Origin of the sequence: Nocardioides astragali (assembly GCF_024436375.1) — a bacterium.
In the GTDB taxonomy this organism is placed as follows: Bacteria; Actinomycetota; Actinomycetes; order Propionibacteriales; family Nocardioidaceae; genus Nocardioides; species Nocardioides astragali.
Genome location: NZ_JAFMZM010000001.1, coordinates 638,561 through 656,964 on the forward strand (window position 1 = coordinate 638,561; position 18,404 = coordinate 656,964).

At 71.0% G+C, this 18,404-nt stretch carries 12 protein-coding genes; 6 read left to right on the top strand and 6 right to left on the bottom strand.

The features are described 5' to 3' along the window. Positions 1-51: 51 nt before the first annotated feature. Positions 52-2,970 carry an ATP-binding protein gene (locus J3P44_RS03225; protein ID WP_255888788.1) on the bottom strand — a complete coding sequence of 973 codons (2,919 nt, stop codon included), beginning with the start codon at positions 2,968-2,970 and terminating at the stop codon, positions 52-54. Further along, the gene (locus tag J3P44_RS03230) at positions 2,967-5,873 is read right to left on the bottom strand and encodes an ATP-binding protein (RefSeq protein ID WP_255888789.1); all 2,907 of its coding nucleotides are present in this window, start codon (positions 5,871-5,873) and stop codon (positions 2,967-2,969) included. The genes J3P44_RS03225 and J3P44_RS03230 overlap by 4 nt, the downstream gene beginning before the upstream one ends. A gap of 175 nt (positions 5,874-6,048) precedes the next feature. On the opposite strand from J3P44_RS03230, the gene J3P44_RS03235 reads away from it, so the two are divergent. From J3P44_RS03235 to J3P44_RS03245, 3 genes are read left to right on the top strand one after another with little or no spacing between them, the layout of a single operon-like run. Then, on the top strand, positions 6,049-7,734 hold the full coding sequence (locus J3P44_RS03235) for a CapA family protein (RefSeq protein WP_255888790.1): 1,686 nt from the start codon (positions 6,049-6,051) through the stop codon (positions 7,732-7,734). A gap of 10 nt (positions 7,735-7,744) precedes the next feature. Then, positions 7,745-8,557 carry a Cof-type HAD-IIB family hydrolase gene (locus J3P44_RS03240; protein WP_255888791.1) on the top strand — a complete coding sequence of 271 codons (813 nt, stop codon included), beginning with the start codon at positions 7,745-7,747 and terminating at the stop codon, positions 8,555-8,557. Positions 8,558-8,610: 53 nt separating this feature from the next. Then, positions 8,611-9,258 (top strand): DUF1707 SHOCT-like domain-containing protein, encoded by a 648-nt coding sequence (locus tag J3P44_RS03245; protein WP_255888792.1) that lies wholly within the window; start codon positions 8,611-8,613, stop codon positions 9,256-9,258. On the opposite strand, the gene J3P44_RS03250 is transcribed toward J3P44_RS03245, so the two are convergent. Next, the gene (locus J3P44_RS03250) at positions 9,252-10,292 is read right to left on the bottom strand and encodes a LacI family DNA-binding transcriptional regulator (protein WP_255888793.1); all 1,041 of its coding nucleotides are present in this window, start codon (positions 10,290-10,292) and stop codon (positions 9,252-9,254) included. The genes J3P44_RS03245 and J3P44_RS03250 overlap by 7 nt on opposite strands. 38 nt (positions 10,293-10,330) lie before the next feature. On the opposite strand from J3P44_RS03250, the gene J3P44_RS03255 reads away from it, so the two are divergent. Then, positions 10,331-11,716 carry a GH1 family beta-glucosidase gene (locus J3P44_RS03255; RefSeq protein WP_255888794.1) on the top strand — a complete coding sequence of 462 codons (1,386 nt, stop codon included), beginning with the start codon at positions 10,331-10,333 and terminating at the stop codon, positions 11,714-11,716. On the opposite strand, the gene J3P44_RS03260 is transcribed toward J3P44_RS03255, so the two are convergent. From J3P44_RS03260 to J3P44_RS03270, 3 genes are all read right to left on the bottom strand, one after another. Further along, entirely contained in the window at positions 11,706-12,653 is a 948-nt protein-coding gene (locus tag J3P44_RS03260; RefSeq protein WP_255888795.1) for a carbohydrate ABC transporter permease, read from the bottom strand. The genes J3P44_RS03255 and J3P44_RS03260 overlap by 11 nt on opposite strands. Beyond that, positions 12,650-13,636 carry a carbohydrate ABC transporter permease gene (locus J3P44_RS03265; RefSeq protein ID WP_255888796.1) on the bottom strand — a complete coding sequence of 329 codons (987 nt, stop codon included), beginning with the start codon at positions 13,634-13,636 and terminating at the stop codon, positions 12,650-12,652. Before J3P44_RS03265 ends, J3P44_RS03260 begins: the two co-directional genes overlap by 4 nt. 68 nt (positions 13,637-13,704) lie before the next feature. After that, complete coding sequence (locus J3P44_RS03270) at positions 13,705-15,084, bottom strand: ABC transporter substrate-binding protein (RefSeq protein WP_255888797.1); 1,380 nt, start codon at positions 15,082-15,084, stop codon at positions 13,705-13,707. A 275-nt stretch (positions 15,085-15,359) separates the two neighbouring features. Here J3P44_RS03270 and J3P44_RS03275 point away from each other — a divergent pair, with 275 nt between their 5' ends. Both J3P44_RS03275 and J3P44_RS03280 read left to right on the top strand, forming a co-directional pair. After that, positions 15,360-16,445 carry an ABC transporter ATP-binding protein gene (locus J3P44_RS03275; protein WP_255888798.1) on the top strand — a complete coding sequence of 362 codons (1,086 nt, stop codon included), beginning with the start codon at positions 15,360-15,362 and terminating at the stop codon, positions 16,443-16,445. A gap of 289 nt (positions 16,446-16,734) precedes the next feature. Next, a complete protein-coding gene (locus J3P44_RS03280) occupies positions 16,735-18,393 on the top strand; it encodes an alpha-amylase family protein (protein WP_372496483.1) in 1,659 nt (552 codons plus the stop codon). Positions 18,394-18,404: the final 11 nt, after the last annotated feature.

The window sequence follows — 18,404 nt, forward strand, 5'->3', positions numbered from 1 at the left end:
CGCCCGGTCCCTGTCCCTGGCCGGGCAGGCGGCCGGTCGTCGCCCACCTCCTCACGTCTTGCCGCGCGTCCGGACGATCGCCTCGGACAGCGGCACGTGCTCTCGGGCGTCGGTCGCCGCTCGACCGAGCAGTCGACCCGCGACCGTGCCACGACCTTCGCGGAGCGCGACCTGCGCACCCCGCCAGCGGCAGTACGCCGCGTCGTGGGGGCGGGTGAGTCGGTCCCACTCCGAAGCTGCGGAGACCCAGGCCTCCACGGTCCCGTCGCCCCGGATCCTCGACAGCTCGGCGCGCCACGACCTGGACCAGGCGGGAACGGCCACGTCGAACGCCTCCTCGCCGAACGGGTCGACGAGCGCACCTGCCGCCATGTCGCGGAGCTGATCCGTCACCCGGTGACGCTCCGTCGCGGTCGCGGTCGCGGTCGCATTCGCGATCTCGAGCCGGTCGGCGTGCGCCCGCGCATGGACGCAGACCAGAGGCGCGGCCATCCGCGCGGCCTGGGTCGACAGGGTCACGTCCAGCGCCTCCTGGAGGAGCGCTAGTGCCGCGTCGACCTTTCCGGCCCAGAGCTCGACGTCCGCATGCCACGGGATCCCCTCCGCCCAGTTCTGGTTGTGGTTGCGGACCAGGGCGTCGGCGGCGCGAGACCGTTCGAGCGCGGCGCGCACGTGGCCTTGCCGGAGCTCCACCGCACCGAGCATGAGGTGGCCGATCGCCGTGTCCACGGTGGGGCCCGAGCGCGTCACCGGACGGAGCACCTCATGGGCTGCCCCCACGTCGCCCGAACGCAAGTGTGCCTCGCACACGTTGATGCGGAGCACCATGCCCACCTCGGTGTGCACCAGGTTCCGGGCCTCACCCTGTCGCAAGGCATCGCGGGCGGTCTCCTCGACGTCTGCGCCTGGCGCCGCGGCGTGCAGCAGGATGTCCGTGGTGGTCGCGGCGAGCGCGAGGTCGCCCAGCGGGTCGGGTTCCGGCAGCTCGGTGGTGAGTGCGCGACGTGCAAGGGTGAGGGCTGCTTCGAAGTCGCCGGTGTGCATCGTCAGCCAAGCCTCCCCGCCCAGGATGCGTCGCCTCCACCGCGGGTCGTCGAACTCCTCGAGCGCGTCGAGGACGCGATGCAGGTTTGTCTGTGCCTCTGCATAGCGACCCGTCAGGACGAAGGCGGTGCCCCGATTCGCGAGCAGCGCCATCAGCTCCGCGGACGGCGGCAACGCGTCGTGCAGGGTGAGTGCCTCGTCCAGAAGGACCAGACCGTGTTCCGTGCTCCCTTGCTCGCACAGGACCCTGCCGACCCGGTGCAGCATCGCAGCGCGTTGGCGGTCAGGAAGATCGAGCGCCTCGGCCCGCCGGGCCAACGCCCCGCTCACCTCGGTCTCACCGATCTCGAACGCGGTGTCGAGTGCCGGGACCAGCACGTCCCACAGCTCCATGTCGGCCGGGACACTGCCGCGGTCCCACAGCTCCAACACGCGCAGCCAGGCGTCGAGCTCGTCCCGGTAGGCGAACCTGTCGCCAGCCCGGCGCGCGGCAGCCACCCGATACGTGGCCTCGAGGTCTGGACGCCCCGCCGCCTGCCAGTGCCCGGCGATCTCGCCGGGCTCGATGTCAGGCTCCGTGGCCAGCGCCTCCGCCAGGCGGGCATGCACGCGCGCTGCCTCGCCGGGCAGCAGCCGGCGCTCGATCGCCTCGGTGAACAAGGGATGCGCCAGACCTGCGTCGTTCCCTGCGTGAATCCGCAGGAGGCCGCGGCGCTCCAGTGTCCTGAGCGCGCCGTCCGCCTGGTCGGCTTCCAGTCCGCTCGCGGAGAGCAGGGTCGCGGGTCCCAGCCGCCGCTGCGCCACCCCGAGCACCCGCGCCACCCGCCAAGATGCCCCGTCCAGGTCCCCGATCCTGCGGTCGAGGAGCTCCGCCAATTGCCTCGGCAACCCGGCATCAGGCGCCATCGTCGCCAGCTGGGCGGTGTAGAGCGGGAGACCCTGGCTGCGGACGTGGATCAGCTCGACGGCGTCGCCGTCGAGCTCCGACCCCATCAGCAGCCGGAGCTGCTGGGCGGTCTCGCCCGGGCTCATCGGTCCGAGGTCGACCGAGGCCACCCCCGGAGTCCACCGGGCTCGCGAGAGCCACTCAGAGTGACCCGCGGACACGTCCGGGTCGTCGGAGCGCCAAGTGACCACGAGCGGGACGTCCGACGGACGATTCACCAGGTGCGTCAGGAGGTCGAGGGTGCTCCGGTCCGCCCAGTGGCAGTCCTCCACGTGCAGGGCCAGGGAGCGTGTGGCCGACATCGCTCCCAGGAGTGCGCCGATCGAGGAGAAGAGCCGTTCCAGGCCCCACGGATCGTCCTGTTGAGGCGCGGGCGCGTCATCCTGCAGCTCAGGCAGCAGGCGACTCACGGAGGCGCGCACGTACGGCGGGCAGTCGGCGAGTCCTTCCTTCATCCACTGCGCGTCATCGATCAGGTAGAGGCCTCGCAACACGTCGACGACTGGCAGGAGCGGCACCTCGCTCGACAGCTGGAGGCAATGTCCGACGGCGACGACCGTGTCGACGGACGCGGCCGCCGCACCGACGAGCGTCGTCTTGCCGATGCCGGCCTCGCCGGTGACGAGGAGGAGCCCGGTGCCGGACTCGAGGTGTCGTCGTACGGCGGCCAGCTCGGCGGTGCGTCCGGCGATGGGCGGCGTCGGGGCTGGGCTGCCGTCGGCCGGGCCGGACGCGCTCAGCCAGAGGTGGTGAAAGGCCGCGGGGTCGCCGCCCATGGCCTCGACGAGCAGCTCGAGGGTGCCCCAGGTCGGGAGGGCGGGGGCGGAGAAGACTTTGGAGACGGTGGTGTGGGAGACGCCCGTGTCGCGGGCGAGGGTGCGCAGCGAGGGCCAGCCGGCACGGTGGTGGAGGTCGTGCAGGGCGGCGACCAGGTCGCGGTGCGGGCCCGGCGGCAGGTCTGCGCGGGGGAGTGCGCTCATGTCGGAGCCCGCGTCGCCGCGATGGCGTCCGACAGCGGAACGTGCTCACGGGCATCGGTCGCCGCTCGCGCCAGGAGCCGGGCGGCGATGGTTGCCTGGCCCTCACTCACCGCGACCTGGGCTGCGCGCCAGCGGCAGTACGCCGAGTCGTGGGGGCGGGTGAGCCGATCCCACTGGGCGGCGGCACGGCTCCAGACCTCCGCCGTGGTCTTTCCATCGATCCGGGAGACCTCGGCACTCCACGACGCCAACAGGGCCGGGACGGCTGCGCCGAGCGCCCCTGGGCCGAACGGGTCGACCGTCGTGTCCGCCGGCAGCCGGTGGAGCCGCGCGCTGACCCGACGACGCTCTGCCTCTCCTGCCTGCCTGGCGTCGAGATCGTCGGCGTGAGCACGCGCGAGCATGCTGAGAAGCGGCGCGGCCAGGCGTGAGGCCTCCCCAGTGAGAGCGATGGCCAGGGCCTCGTGCAGGAGGGACAAGGCAAGCTCGGGCCGTCCGGCCCAGAGCTTGACCTCCGCGTCGAGCGGAACGCCCTCCGTCCAGTTCTGGTCGCGGTTGCGGACCTGCTTGTCGGCGGCGGAGCACCGGTCGAGCGCCGCGTCCAGGTGGCCCTCGCGCAGCTCGACCGCGGCCAGGACGGCGTGGGCGGAGGCGGTGGTCGTGGAAGCCACGGTGGAGGCGACCTGCTCGATGACCTCGCGGGCCGCCCGCACGTCGCCCGCCCGCAGATGGGCACAGGCCACGTTGGCTCGCACCAGGACGTTGAGATAGGTCTGCTCCAGGTTCCAGACCTCGACCTCGTGCAGCGCATCACGCGCGGCTTCCTCGACGCGAGCGGCCGGGGCGGCGGCGTGGAGCAGGATGTCAGTGATGTTGATCGCGAGGGACACGTCCGCGATGGGATCCGGTTCGGGCAGCACGATCTCCTGGGCGCGTCGGGCCTCCGCCAGCGCGGCCTCGACGTCACCGGCCCACATCCGGAGCCAGGCCGACCAATTGAGGACTCGCCGTCTCTGTCGCAGGTCCTCCCGCGCGTCGAGCGCGTCCAGGGCCCGTCGGAGGTCCGACTGCGCCTCCGCGAAGCGGCCGGCCTGGATGAAGAATCCGATCCGTACGTCCAGGACCTCCACCAGGTCGACGGACGGTGGCAGCCGTGCGAGCAGCGCGACCGCCTGGCCCAGATGGTCCACGGCCGGTTCGACCATCCCCTGGTGCCACCTGAACTCGCCGGCTCGCTGCAACACCCGCGCGCGGGCACGGTCGGGCAGGTCGAGGTCCAACGCCCGCTGGACCAGTGGCTCGCCGGTGTCGAAGTCAGCGAGCTCCATCGATGCGTAGAGAGCCCTGGACAGCACGTCCCACAGCTCGATGCCTTCCCCCACGTGGCCGGCGTCCCAGAGCTCCAGCACCCGCAACCACGCATTCAGCTCATCCCGGTAGGCGAACCGCTCGCCCGCTTGGCGGGCCGTTGCCAGCCGCGGTGCGACCTCGAGGTCGGGACGCCCCGCCGCCTGCCAGTGGCCGGCGATCACGCCGGGCTCGTCGTCTGGCTGAGCAGCCAGCGCCTCCGCCAGCCGGGAGTGCACGACTGCGGCTTCGCCGGGGACGAGCCTGCGCGCGATGGCCTCCACGAACAGAGGGTGCGCGAGCCCCGCGTCGTCTCCGTTGGTACGACGCAGGATCCGCCGTTGTGCCAGCGTCCGCAGCGCGTCATCCAGGTCGACAGGGTCCAGGCCGCTCGCGGCGTGCAAGGTCTCGCGATCCAGCGGCCTCTGGGCGACGCCGAGGACGCGAGCGACGTGCCATGCGGCGCCGTCGAGGTCACCCAGCCGCCGGTCGAGGAGCTCCGCGAGGTGACGGGGCAGCTCCTTGTCCGTCGGGGCCTCCAGGAGCTGTGCGGTGTACAGCGGAAGTCCCTGGCTCCTCGCCTGGATCCTCGCCACGGCTTCTTCGTCGATGTCTGTGCCCGCGAGCAACCGCAGCTGGTGCGCCGTCTCGTCGAGGGTCAGCGGCCCGAGGTCGAGCGTGGCCACACCCGAGGTCCACCGAGTCCTGGACAGCCACTGGGAATGACCGTCCGCGACGTCGGGGTCGCCCGTGCGCCAGGTGGCGACGACGGGGACTCCGGATGGACGAGTCGTCATGTGGGCCAGGAGGTCCAGCGTGCTGCGATCCGCCCAGTGGCAGTCCTCCACGTGGAGCCCGAACGGCCTGGTCGAGGCAAGCGCTTGCAGGGTGCCCACGACCGAGGTGAACAGACGCTCCAGCCCCCAGGGGTCCTCATGCAGCTGCGTCCCCTCACCGGCCCCGAGCTCAGGCAGCAAGAGGCTCAACGACGTGCGCACGTACGGGGGGCAGTCCGCGAGCGCCTCCTTGATCCATTGGCCGTCGTCGCACGCGTAGGTGAGGCGCAGCGCATCCACCAGCGGCAAGAGCGGCACCTCGGCGGAGAGCGGCAGGCAGTGTCCGACGGCGACGAACACGTCGGTGGCCTCCGCGGCGGCGGAGACGAGGGTCGTCTTGCCGATGCCCGCCTCGCCGGTGACGAGCAGCAGCCCGCTGCCGCCCTCGAGGTGGCGTCGTACGGAGTCGAGCTCGGACGTACGTCCCGCTATGCGCGGCGTCGTGGTGGCGCTGCCGCCGATGGGGCTGGACGCAGTGAGCCAGAGGTCGTGGAAACGGGCGGGGTCGCCGTCCATCGCCTCGACGAGCAGCTCGACGGTTCCCCAGCTCGGCAGGGACGGTGCGGAGAAGACCTTGGAGACGGTGGTGTGGGACACGCCGGTGTCGCGGGCGAGCGTGCGCAGGGACGGCCAGCCGGCGCGGTGGTGGAGGTCGTGCAGGGCGGTGACCAGGTCGCGGTGCGGGCCGGGCGGCAGGTCTGCGCGGGGGAGTGCGCTCACGAGCCTGCCCTCCCTTCCGTCGTGCGGGGCACACCACCAGAATCGACCCGCTCCACCGGCCTGTCCACGTGATTGCTGCGTGGTCCGGACCGCCGTGCTGCCTGAGGCCCCGATCTCCTCGACTGCGGAGGCCGTCGCAGGGCCTCGTTGGGGTGGTGCGGGGGACAATCGCGACATGGGTCCACGAGCGTGGGGCGGTGCGTCGGTGGCCGCGCTCGCCCTCGTGGCGTGCACCTCGACGCCCTCGGCGGACACCAGGACCGCGCCGGGCGCCGGAGCCGACGACGCGGTCGTGACACCGGGGCCGGGCGAGATCACCCTGGCCTTCGCCGGCGACGTGCACTTCGAGGCCGACCTGCGCCGGCTGCTGTCGCGGCGAGGAGCCCTGGGTCCCGTCGCACGCACGCTGCGTAGCGCCGACGTGGCGATGCTCAACCTCGAGTCGCCGATCACCGACCGGGGGACGCGGGACCCCAAGGAGCTCGAGGCCCCGGGCAATCGCTACCACTTCCGCACCTCGCCGCGCGCGCTGGACGTCCTCGCCGATGCCGGGGTCGACGTGGTCAGCGTGGCCAACAACCACGTCGGCGACTTCGGCCAGGCCGGACTCGCCGACACGCTCGCCGCCGGCCGCGCCAGTGACATCGCGATGGTCGGCGCAGGCCGTGACGTGGCTGAGGCGTTCACCCCGCACCGCATCCGGGTGGACGACGTCGGCGTCGCGTTCCTCGCGGCGGACGCGGTCTTCCGTGAGGGGGCGAGCGACGTGTGGGCCGCTGGCGCGGACAACGCGGGCGTGGCCGCCGCGCGCGAGGCGCGGCCGGAGGAGCTGCTGGCCGCCGTGGAGGACGCTGCCGAGCTCGACGACGTGGTGGTCGTCTACCTGCACTGGGGCCTGGAGTACCAGGCCTGTCCCAGCCAGCGGCAGCGGTTGCTCGCGCGCAACCTGGCGGAGGCCGGGGCGGACGTCGTGGTGGGCAGCCACACCCACGTCCTCGGCGGATCGGGCTGGTCAGGTGACACCTACGTCAGCTACGGCCTGGGCAACTTCGTCTGGGACCACGACCGCCAGCCCGACACCGGTGTCCTCACCCTCACCGTGGACGCAGACGGCGTGGTCGGCGACGCGTGGACGCCGGCGCGCATAGCTCCGGGCGGCAAGCCGCGCCCGGTCCGCGGGGCCGGTCGGGCCGAGGCCATCGAGGCCTGGGAGGACGGCCGGTCCTGCACGGGCTTGGGCGCCGCCCGCGGCGAGGCGCAGGCGGACGACCCTGCGTACGCCGCCACGATCCAGAGGATCGACGCCAGGCTCCGCCAGCGCATGCAGGCCAGCCACCGCGCGGGCTGCCCGGTGCCGTTGCGCGACCTGCGCTACCTCCGGATGACCCACCGCGACTTCGACGGCCGGGCGCGCACGGGCGAGATGGTCGTGCACCGCAGGTGGGCGCGTGGGGTCGCCGACGCCTTCGGCGAGCTGTACGAGGCGGGGTGGCCGATCGCGCGCATGCGCCTGGTCGACGACTACGACGGCGACGACGACAGGTCGATGGCGGCCAACAACAGCTCGGGGTTCAACTGCCGTCGCGTCGCGGGTCAGCGGAGCTGGTCGGCACACGCCTACGGGGCGGCCATCGACCTCAACCCGGTGCAGAACCCCTACGTCCGCCCGGGTTCCGTCGTGCCGCCGAGCGGCAGGCCGTACGCCGCTATCGACCGCGGCAGCACGGCACCCGTGCCGCTCGGCGTGATCCGGGCGCGGGACCTCCCGGTCCGCGCGTTCGCCCGCCTCGGGTGGCAGTGGGGCGGCTACTGGCGCTCGTCCAAGGACTACCAGCACGTCGCGGACCCGGCCACGCCCTAGCCTGAGCAGCATGGGCCTGCGACTGGTGGCGACCGACCTCGACGGGACTCTTCTGCGCGACGACCACACCCTCAGCCTCCGCACTCGTGCGGCCCTCGAGATGGCGCGCGGTGAGGGCGTGCTCGTCGTGCCCGTGACCGCGCGCCAGCCGATCGGCGTACGCCACCTCGCGGAGGCGGCAGGCTTCACGGAGTGGGCGGTCTGCTCGAACGGGTCGCTGGGCGTGCACCTCACCACGGGGGAGAGGCTCTTCGAGGAGGAGGTCGCCGTCGCGGCGCAGCGGCGTTTGGTCGCGGCTCTCGCCGAACGGGTTCCGGGCCTGTTCCACGTCAGCGTCCGCGACGGCGGAGACAGCTTCGTGGCGCAGACGGGCTACGCCGCGCTGGCGACGTTCGACGACCACAAGCGCGATGTCTCGACCATGGGAGGCCACGACCTCGACGTGGTGCTGGCCGAGCCGAGCCTCAAGCTCATCGTGCGCCACCCCCACCTGACCGTGACCGATCTCCTCGCCGCCGTGCGTGGCCTCGGCCACGACGACGTCGCGGCGACCCACTCCGGCGCGCCCTTCGTGGAGGTGATGGCGGCGAGCGTGAGCAAGGCGTGGGGTGTGGCGCGGTTGTGTGAGCGCCTAGGCATCGACCGCGAGGACGTCGTGGCCTTCGGTGACGCCCCCAACGACGTGGAGCTGCTGGCTTGGGCTGGTCACGGCGTCGCGGTGGCCAATGCCGCACCCGCGGCGTTGGCTGCAGCCGACGAGGTCACCGCGAGCAACGAGGAGGACGGGGTGGCCCTGGTCCTCGAGCGGCTGCTCGGGGCCTGAGCTGCTGACGCCTGTCATGCCCCGGGGCGGCGCCGGCTCGGTAGGCTGGCGCCATGGGGGAGATCGAGAACCGCCCGCACGACCCGTCGCAGATGCGCATCTCCGACGCCGACCGCCAGCGCGTCGCCGACGTGCTGCGCGACGCCGCCGGTGACGGCCGCATCGACCTAGGTGAGCTCGAGGAGCGGCTCGAGCTCACCTGGCAGGCGAAGACCTACGGCGAGCTGGTGCCCATCACGATCGACCTGCAGGCCACCGGCCCGGTCACCCCTCCCGCGGCGACACCCGCGCGTCGTACGCCGTCCGCGGTGCCCGCGGTCGGTCACCACTCCTCGACGGCGATCATGGGGGAGTGCAAGCGCCAGGGCGTCTGGGCGGTGCCTGAGCACCACAGCGCCTTCGCGCTGATGGGGTCGGTCGTCATCGACCTGCGCGAGGCCCAGCTCGCCGCCCACCACACGCAGATCAACGCCAGCTCGATCATGGGCGAGGTCAAGATCATCGTCCCGGCCGACATGCACGTCGTGGTCGACGGGACCCCGATCATGGGGGAGTTCGGCCAGGCCAAGGACAAGGTCCCGGCCCAGCTGGGTCCGCACTCGCCGACCATCCGCGTGCGTGGCATGGCGATGATGGGGTCGGTGACCGTGCAGCGACTGCCGCCGCCCGGGACGCCGAAGAAGTTCCTCGGCTCCTACTGACCGCGGCGAGCGTTGGCCGGCCCCGTGGATCCGCGCACGACCAGGTGGGTCGGCAGCGTGAGACGGGTCTGCTCGGGCGGGCGTCCCGCCAGCAGGTCCAGGACCATGCGGCTGGCCGCCTGCGCCTGCTCGACCACGTGCTGATCGATGGTCGTGATGTCGAACAGCTCGCCGAGCTCGTGGCCGTCCACCCCGATGAGGGACACGTCCTCAGGCACCCGGAGTCCGTGCCGGCGCAGCACGGTGGTGGCAGCCACGGCGATGTCGTCGGAGTAGCAGAAGACCGCGGTGGGGGGCTCGTCGAGCGCCAGCAGCCGCTCCATCCCGACGGCCCCCGCCGTCACGCCGTAGGGGGCAGTGACGAGCAGCGCCGGGTCGTGGGGCAGGCCGTGGCGCGCCAGCGCGTCGAGGTATCCGGTCCGACGATGCCGGTCGCTGGCCCACTTGGCGCCGTCGGTGTCGCTGGTGCGGATCATCCCGATCCGGGTGTGTCCCAGGCCGATCAGGTGCTCGACGGCCTCGACGCCGATGGCGACGTCGTCGACGTACACCGACGGGAAGTCGCGCAACCGGAAACCCGCGACGACCACCTCCACCCCCATCAGGTCCAGCCGGTCCTCCTCCTCCGGCCGGATCGGCAAGGTGATGAGGACGACGGCGTCGACCTTGCGGCGGGTGGGCAGGTCGCGGAAGAACTGTGCCCGTTTCTCCGCCGAGCTCACCTGGTAGATCAGCACGTCGAGGTCGGCACTGCGCAGTGTCGACTCGACGGTGGCAAGCATGGTGCAGGCGAACCAGCTGTCCAGGCGCGGGAGCACGATGGCGACGCTGCGGGTCGCCCCGCGCAGCGACGCCGCAGCCGGCGAGACGACGTAGTCGAGCTCGTCCACGATCGACAGCACGCGACTCCGGGTCCGTGCACTGACCCCGGGGAGGTCACGCAGCGCGCGAGAGACAGTGGCGATCGAGACCCCGGCACGCCGCGCGACGTCGGCCATGTTGACGGGGGTGGCCGGAGTCTGGTCGTCGGTCATCACTGAACCTCCCGCCCGCGCGTCACTAGGGTGAGCCCGTGACCGCATCGCACTCGTCGTCCCCGCTCGCCCTGGGCGTCGCCACCGCGTCCTACCAGATCGAGGGCGCGGTGACCGAGGACGGCCGCGGCCCGTCCATCTGGGACACGTTCACCGCCCAGCCGGGTCGGATCCGTGGCGGTGACGACGGCGCGGAGGCCTGCGACTCCTACCACCGCCTGGACGACGACGTGGCGCTGATCCGCGGCCTCGGGGTCGACGCCTACCGCTTCTCGCTGGCGTGGCCCCGGATCATGCCCGAAGGTCGCGGGCGGGTGGAGACGCGCGGTCTCGACTACTACGAGCGGCTCGTCGACGCCCTGCTCGCCGCCGGCATCGAGCCCGTCGCCACCCTCTACCACTGGGACCTGCCGCAGCCGCTCGAGGACGCCGGAGGTTGGCCGGCACGCCAGACGGCCGAGGCCTTCGTCGAGTACGCCGGCGCGGTGCACCGGCGCCTGGGCGATCGCGTGACGTCGTGGGCCACCCACAACGAGCCGTGGTGTGCGGCCTACCTCGGCTACGCCGCCGGCGTGCACGCGCCGGGTCGCCGCGAGGGGGCTGCGGGTCACCGCGCAGCGCACCACCTCATGCTGGGGCACGCCTGGGCGCGCGAGGCGCTGCCCGGGGCCCACGTCGGCATCGTCCTCAACCTGGCGCCGGTCTGGGCGGAATCCCCGGAGGCGGAGCGGGTCGCCGACGGCGTGGACGCGATCCGCAACCGGGTGTGGCTCGACCCCCTGGTCGACGGGGCGTACGACGACAAGCTCCTTGCCGTCGCACCGGTGCTGGCCGACGCCGAGCTCGTGCGCCCGGGCGACCTCGAGTCGGTCAAGGGATCCGCCGACTGGCTGGGCATCAACTACTACACGCCCGTCCGGCCGCAGGTGGCTGCCGGGCGGGGGGAGGCGCATCCCGAGCAGGACGCCTACCCCGGTGTGGAGGGTCTCGAGCTCGTGGTGCGCGAGCCGCGCACGGACATCGGCTGGGAGATCGAGCCGCGGGGCCTCGAGGAGCTCCTCGTGCAGACCTACGAGCGGACCGGACTGCCCCTGGTCATCACCGAGAACGGCGCGGCGTGTGCCGACGCCGACGTCGTGGACGGGAGGGTCGAGGACGCAGATCGCATCGACTACCTCCGGGGCCACCTGGCTGCGGTGGACCGGGCCCGAGAGGCCGGTGCCGACGTGCGCGGCTACTTCGTGTGGACCCTGCTCGACAACTTCGAGTGGGCCGAGGGCTACGCCAAGAAGTTCGGGCTGGTCCACGTCGACCGGTCCTCTCCCTCGTTGCCGCGGACGCCCAAGGCGTCGTACCACTGGTTCGCCGAGCAGGTGGCGGCGCCCGCGCAGGGGCGAGGCGCCGCCGGCCTGCTCACCCCTTGACGCTCCCCGCCAGCAGGCCGCGAACGAAGTAGCGCTGGAGCGACAAGAACACGACCAGCGGCACGACCAGGGAGACGAAGGCGCCCGCGGAGAGCAGGTGCCAGTCCTCGCCCCGCTGCCCCGCCAGGGCAGCCAGGCGCACCGTCAGCGGTGACACCGACGGGTTGCCGCCGGCGAAGACGAGTGCCACCAGCAGGTCGTTCCAGACCCAGAGGAACTGGAAGATGCCGAAGGCTGCGATGGCTGGGGTCATCAGCGGCAGCATGATCCTCGAGAAGATCTGCACGTGCCCGGCTCCGTCGACGCGCGCGGACTCGATGAGCTCCCCGGGGATCTCCCGCATGAAGTTGTGCAGCAGGAAGATCGCCAGTGGGAGCGCGAAGATCGTGTGGGAGAGCCACACCGTGTAGAAGCCGCCCCCGGGAGCGTCGTTGCCGGCGAGCGGCATGAGGTTGAACGGCGGGTCCACGTAGAGCCGCAGCAGCGGGATCATCGTCACCTGGATGGGCACGATCTGCAGCGCGAAGACCGCGACGAAGAGCGTGTCACGACCCCTGAACGGGATCCACGCGAACGCGTAGGCCGACATGACCGCCAAGCTGATGGGGATCAGGACCGACGGGATCGTGATGACCACCGAGTTGATGAGGTAGGTCGCCAGGTCGACGTCCGCGCCGCTGATGACCTGCCTGTAGGAGTCGAGCGTGAACTGCGGGTCGGTGATGACGTTCCACCACCCGTTGGTCTTGACCTCCGCCTCGGGGCGGAACGAGGAGACAAAGAGGCCGAAGGTCGGCAGTGTCCACAGGATCGCGATGACGATCGCGGCCGCCGAGGCCCAGCGTCCGGAGAGGCTCTCCCGTGCGGCGCTGCTGGCCGTCCTGGGCGGTCGAGTCGGGGTCCCGGCTGCGGGAATCGTGGGGGTCGTGGTGGTCATCGTGCCTCCAGACGACGCATCTGACGGATGTTGTAGACGACGATCGGCGTCACGAGGACGAAGATCAGCGTCGCGAGCGCCGCACCGAGGCCGAAGTCGAACGACCTGAAGCTCTGGACGTAGAACTCGTACGCCAGGACGCTGGTGCCGAACTGCCCGCCGGTCGCGGTGCGGACGATGTCGAACACCTTGAGCGTGGTGATGCTGATCGTGGTGAGCACGACGATCAGCGAGGGCCGGATGCTCGGCACCGTGATGTAGCGGAACAGCTTGAGCCCGTTGACGCCGTCGAGCCTGGCCGCCTCGACGATGTCGTCCGGGATCGCCTTGATGGCCGCCGAGAGGATCGTCATCGCGAAGCCTGCCTGGACCCAGACGATGATCACGATGAGGAAGAGCGTGTTCCAGGGCTCGGTGAGCAGGAAGCGGTAGGTGTCGAAGCCGGCCTCCTTGAGGAGACCGTTGAGGACACCGAGCTGCCCCTGCTCCTTGTCCTTGTAGTCGTAGACGAACTTCCAGATGATCGACGCTCCGACCAGGGAGATCGCCATGGGCAGGAAGATCAGCGCCTTGGCGAACTTCTCGAAGCGGGACCGGTCGATGAGCACGGCGTAGACCAGGCCTATGCCCGTCGCGAGGAGCGGTGTCAGCACCACCCAGACGGCCGTGTTCTGCAGCACCTGCAGCAGGTCGTCGTTGGTGAAGATCCTGCGGTAGTTGTCGAGGCCGGCGAAGTTGGCGCCGTCGCCGCCGAGCAGCGGTTGGTAGGCGGAGCCGAAGAACGACTGGTAGATCGTGCGGGCGGCGGGGTAGAGCAACCCCACCGCGATCAGCAGCATGGACGGGGCGATGAACGCAGCCGCCTGGATCCGCTCGCCGCTCCGCGAGCGAAGTCGGGTCGTGAGGAGCAGGATCACTCCCATCACGGCGAAGAAGAGCACGACGGCGAACGCCATCTGGACGAGCTTGTCGGTGGATGTCATCCGATCCTCCAGGGTCGGGGGAGGGGAACGGAGCGCCCGGGGCTGACCCGGGCGCTCCGTTCACCGGGTCAGCTCGGCCAGGAGTCCTCGATCTTGTCGAGGGTCGCCTGGGTGTCGGCACCTGTGATCCAGTTGGTCATCTCCGACCAGAACGAGCCGGCACCGACCGCGCCGGGCATCTGGTCCGAACCGTCGAAGCGGAAGACCGCCTCGGGGTCCTGGAGGATTTCCGCCGACAGCTGGTCGATCGGGCTCTTCAGGTTGGCGATGTCGAGACCGGTGTTGGCGCTCACCCAGCCACCCGGGGTGGCCTTGGCCTTCTCGTTGGCCCAGACGTCGGAGGACAGGAAGGTCTGGAAGGCCTGGACCTCCGGGGCGTCGCGGAACGCCGCGACGAACTCGCCGCCGCCGAGGACCGGCGTGCCGAACTCCTCGTTGGTCGTCGGCAGGTAGAAGGCGAACGCGTCGCCGGTCTCGGACACGTCCGTGCCCTCGGGCCACTGCGCGGCGTAGAAGGAGGCCTGGCGGTGCATCGCGCACTCACCGTCGAGGATCGGCATGCCGCCCTCCTGGAACGCGGTGGTCGCGATGGACTTCACGTCGCCGATGCCGCCGTTGACGTAGTCGGGGTTCTTGAGGATCTCGCCGACCCGGTCGAGCGAGTCGACGATGGCCGGGTCGTTGAAGGGGATCTCGTGGTTGACCCACTGGTCGTAGACGTCGGGACCGGCGTCGCGCAGGACGACGTCCTCGAGCCAGTCGGTGGTGGGCCAGCCCGTGGCGTCACCGGACTCGATGCCCGCACACCACGGCTTGGTGCCCGAGTCAGCGATCTCGTCGGAGAGGGCGATCATGTCGTCCCAGGTCTCAGGGACCTCCCACCCGTTCTCCTCGAACATCGACGGCGAGTACCAGACGAACGACTTCACGTTGGCGCCGAGCGGGGCGGCGTAGAACGTGTCGTCGACCGTCCCGTAGGCCTTCCAGTCCTCGCCGAAGAACTCGTCGACGTTCTCACTGACGGGCTCGGGTGCCTCCACCACTGCGTCGGTGTCGCGCACCAGCGTCTGGAGGAGACCAGGCTGCGGGATGTAGGCGATGTCGGGTGCGTTGCCGCCCTGGACGCGGACGACGAGCTGGGCCTCGAACTCAGAGGACCCTTCGTAGGCCACCGTGGCGCCGGTGCAGTCCTCGAAGACCTTGTAGGACTCCTTGTGGACCGCGTCCTCGGGCGCGATGATCGACGTGTAGACGCTCACCTCCTTGCCGCTGAGGTCGCCGAACTGCTCGAGCTGGGCGCACTCGGGCTTGCCGGCTCCGGGCGCGTCACCGCTGACCTCGTTGTTGCCATCGCCTCCGCCGTCGTCGGCGCAGGCAGCGAGTCCGAGGCCGGACATCGCGATGACCGCGACAGTGGCCAGACTCTTTCGGGTCCGTGTGTTCTTCATGTCGACGTTTTCCCTCTCTATGGGTGCGGCCATGGCGGGATGGATGCCTCGGCTCGTCGGTGCGGGTGCTGGCTGTCTCGTGTGACAGACATCACCCCATGATGAAAACGTTTGCGTTGTGATGCGTCAACCGCTGACCGAGTCACGGTTCCGTAACGGTCGTCCGCTGGAGTTCGGGGTAGGGTGCGGCACGTGTGACGGGGCTCACGTCCCGTTGCTCATTTCCCTTCCACTACGGATCGTCCGGCACGTACCTGCCGGTGAAGGAGCAGACAATGGCAACAGTGACGTTCGAGAAGGCGCAGCGGTGGTATCCGGGTGCCGATGAGGCGGCGGTGCCGGGCATCGACCTGGAGATCAACGACGGCGAGTTCATGGTGCTCGTCGGCCCGTCGGGGTGTGGGAAGTCCACGACCTTGCGGATGCTCGCGGGGTTGGAGGAGGTCAACGACGGCAAGATCTTCATCGGGGACCGCGACGTGACCAACGTCCCGCCGAAGGACCGTGACATCGCGATGGTGTTCCAGAACTACGCGCTCTATCCGCACATGTCGGTCGAGGAGAACATGGCGTTCTCCCTCAAGATGGCCAAGGTCCCGACCGAGGAGCGCAAGAAGCGGGTCGCGAAGGCGGCCGAGATCCTCGGCCTGACGGAGTTCTTGCAGCGCAAGCCCAAGGCGCTCTCGGGCGGGCAGCGGCAGCGGGTCGCGATGGGGCGGGCGATCGTGCGTGCCCCGCAGGTGTTCTGCATGGACGAGCCGCTGTCCAACCTGGACGCCAAGATGCGGGTGCAGACCCGCACCGACATCGCGCGGCTCCAGCAGGATCTCGGTGTCACCACCGTCTACGTCACCCACGACCAGGTCGAGGCGATGACGATGGGCGACCGGGTCGCGGTGATGAAGCTCGGTGTGCTGCAGCAGGTCGACACCCCGCTGAAGCTCTACGACAAGCCGGCCAACCTGTTCGTCGCCGGTTTCATCGGCTCACCGCAGATGAACCTCCTCGAGGGCGTCGCGGCCGAGGACGGCACGGTCAAGGTCGGGGGCTACAACGTTCCCGTCGACCCGACCGCCGAGCGCAAGATGAGCGGGCGCATCACGGTCGGGGTCCGCCCCGAGAACTGGCGTCTCGTCTCCGACGCCGAGAGCGGCCTGCCGGTGCGGGTCACGGTCGTGGAGGAGCTCGGCGCCGACAGCTTCGTCTACGGCACCTGCGACGTCGAGGGCGTGCCCTCCAGCGTGATCGTCCGCATCGCCGGGCGGCACCACCCGCAGAAGGGCGAGATGCTCTACGTCACGACCGACCCCCAGCACGTCCACGTCTTCGACACCGACACCGGGGAACGTCTCTCCGCCTGACGGACCGATCCCGTCGACGCAGGCCCCGGGAGCAGCGCTCCCGGGGCCTGCGTCGTGATTCGCCATACTGTCTCCCGTGACCTCGGACGCTGGCTTCCAGGACAGGATCGAGGCGTGGGCCCCCGACCTGCGCCGGACGCTCGAGCGGGTCTACGGACCCGACGCGGCTCCCGACGTGACCGCTCGGCTGCTGGACCTGGCTCGTGCCGCGCACGAGTCGCGTCCCGACGACCTGGGTGAGCTCGACGAGCGGCGCCTGCGCGAGCCCGACTGGTTCCAGCTGCCCTCGATGATCGGCTACGCGGCGTACGCCGACAGGTTCGGCGGGACGCTGGCGGAGGTCGGGGAGCGGACGGCGTACCTGCGCGACCTGGGCGTGGGCTACCTCCACCTGATGCCGCTGCTGACCCCCCGACCGGCTCCCAACGACGGCGGCTACGCGGTGATGGACTACCGGTCCGTGCGCCCCGACCTCGGCACCACCGACGACCTGCGCTCGCTCGCGACGACGCTGCGCGAGCAGGGCATCAGCCTGTGCCTCGACCTGGTGCTCAACCACGTCGCGCGCGAGCACGAGTGGGCCGTCGCGGCCCGGGCGGGTGACCGCGACAAGCGCGCCTACTTCCACGTGTACGACGACCGCGCTGAGCCCGACGCCTACGAAGCCTCGCTGCCGGAGGTGTTCCCCGACTTCGCACCGGGCAACTTCACGTGGGACGACGAGCTCGCCGGGTGGGTGTGGACGACCTTCAACGACTACCAGTGGGACGTCAACTGGTCCAACCCGTCGGTGCTGTGCGAGTACGCCGACATCATCCTGGGCCTGGCGAACCTGGGTGTGGAGGTGTTCCGGCTCGACGCGATCGCCTTCCTCTGGAAGCGGCTCGGGACCGACTGCCAGAACCAGCCCGAGGTGCACGAGCTCACACGCGCGCTGCGCACCGTCGCGCGGATCGCGGCTCCGGCCGTCCTCTTCAAGGCCGAGGCGATCGTGGGCCCGACGGACCTGCCCGCCTACCTCGGCGTGGGCGACCACGCCGGCCGGGTGAGCGACCTGGCCTACCACAACGGCCTCATGGTGCAGGTCTGGTCGATGCTCGCGTCAGGAGACGCGCGCCTGGCCGCGTACGCCCTCCAGCAGCTGCCGCCGCCACCGTCGACGACCGCCTGGGTCACCTACGCCCGGTGCCACGACGACATCGGCTGGGCCATCTCCGACGAGGACGCGCGCGCGGTCGGGCTCGACCCGGTCGCGCACCGACGGTTCCTGTCCGACTGGTACTCCGGCGCCCATCCGGGGTCCTGGGCGCGCGGACTCGTGTTCCAGCAGAACGAGGCGACGGGGGACCGGCGCATCTCCGGCACCCTGGCGTCGCTGGCCGGGCTCGAGGCCGGTGATCCGGGCGCCACTGCGCGCATCCTGCTGGCGCACGCCCTGATCCTCTCGTTCGGCGGAATCCCCGTGCTCTGGATGGGCGACGAGGTCGGGCTGCTCAACGACCCTGGGTGGGCCGACGAGCCGGCGCACGCCGCGGACAACCGCTGGGCGCACCGCCCGCAGATGCCGTGGGACCTCGTCGAGGGGCACGCAGACCCCCACGGCATCGAGGCCGGCATCCGGGACCTGATCGACGTACGCAGGGACCTGCCACAGCTCCACTCCGCCACGCCGACCGAGGTCTGGGACCCGCGAGACCCCCGTGTGCTCCTGCTCGTCCGCAGGCACCCCGACGGACCGCTGCTCGCCGCCCACAACGTCTCCGGCGAGGAGGCATGGGTGGCCGCGGACGTCCTGCACTGGCTCGGGCTGCACACCCCTGGCCTGCGCGACGCCATCACGGGCACAGCTCCGGAGCTGCACGACGGTGCGGTTCGGCTCGCGCCCTACGCCGCCGCGTGGCTCCACGACAGCGACCTGGTCTCGGGAGACCAGCTCCGGGGCCGCTGACGGTCCTCGTC

Excerpts from the sequence above, each read along its gene's own strand:
- J3P44_RS03280 (WP_372496483.1), top strand. The coding sequence starts at position 16,735 with ATGATCGGCTACGCGGCGTACGCCGACAGGTTCGGCGGGACGCTGGCG.
- J3P44_RS03270 (WP_255888797.1), bottom strand. The coding sequence starts at position 15,084 with ATGAAGAACACACGGACCCGAAAGAGTCTGGCCACTGTCGCGGTCATC.
- J3P44_RS03235 (WP_255888790.1), top strand. The coding sequence starts at position 6,049 with ATGGGTCCACGAGCGTGGGGCGGTGCGTCGGTGGCCGCGCTCGCCCTC.
- J3P44_RS03250 (WP_255888793.1), bottom strand. The coding sequence starts at position 10,292 with ATGACCGACGACCAGACTCCGGCCACCCCCGTCAACATGGCCGACGTC.
- J3P44_RS03240 (WP_255888791.1), top strand. The coding sequence starts at position 7,745 with ATGGGCCTGCGACTGGTGGCGACCGACCTCGACGGGACTCTTCTGCGC.
- J3P44_RS03245 (WP_255888792.1), top strand. The coding sequence starts at position 8,611 with ATGGGGGAGATCGAGAACCGCCCGCACGACCCGTCGCAGATGCGCATC.
- J3P44_RS03225 (WP_255888788.1), bottom strand. The coding sequence starts at position 2,970 with ATGAGCGCACTCCCCCGCGCAGACCTGCCGCCGGGCCCGCACCGCGAC.
- J3P44_RS03260 (WP_255888795.1), bottom strand. The coding sequence starts at position 12,653 with ATGACCACCACGACCCCCACGATTCCCGCAGCCGGGACCCCGACTCGA.
- J3P44_RS03265 (WP_255888796.1), bottom strand. The coding sequence starts at position 13,636 with ATGACATCCACCGACAAGCTCGTCCAGATGGCGTTCGCCGTCGTGCTC.
- J3P44_RS03275 (WP_255888798.1), top strand. The coding sequence starts at position 15,360 with ATGGCAACAGTGACGTTCGAGAAGGCGCAGCGGTGGTATCCGGGTGCC.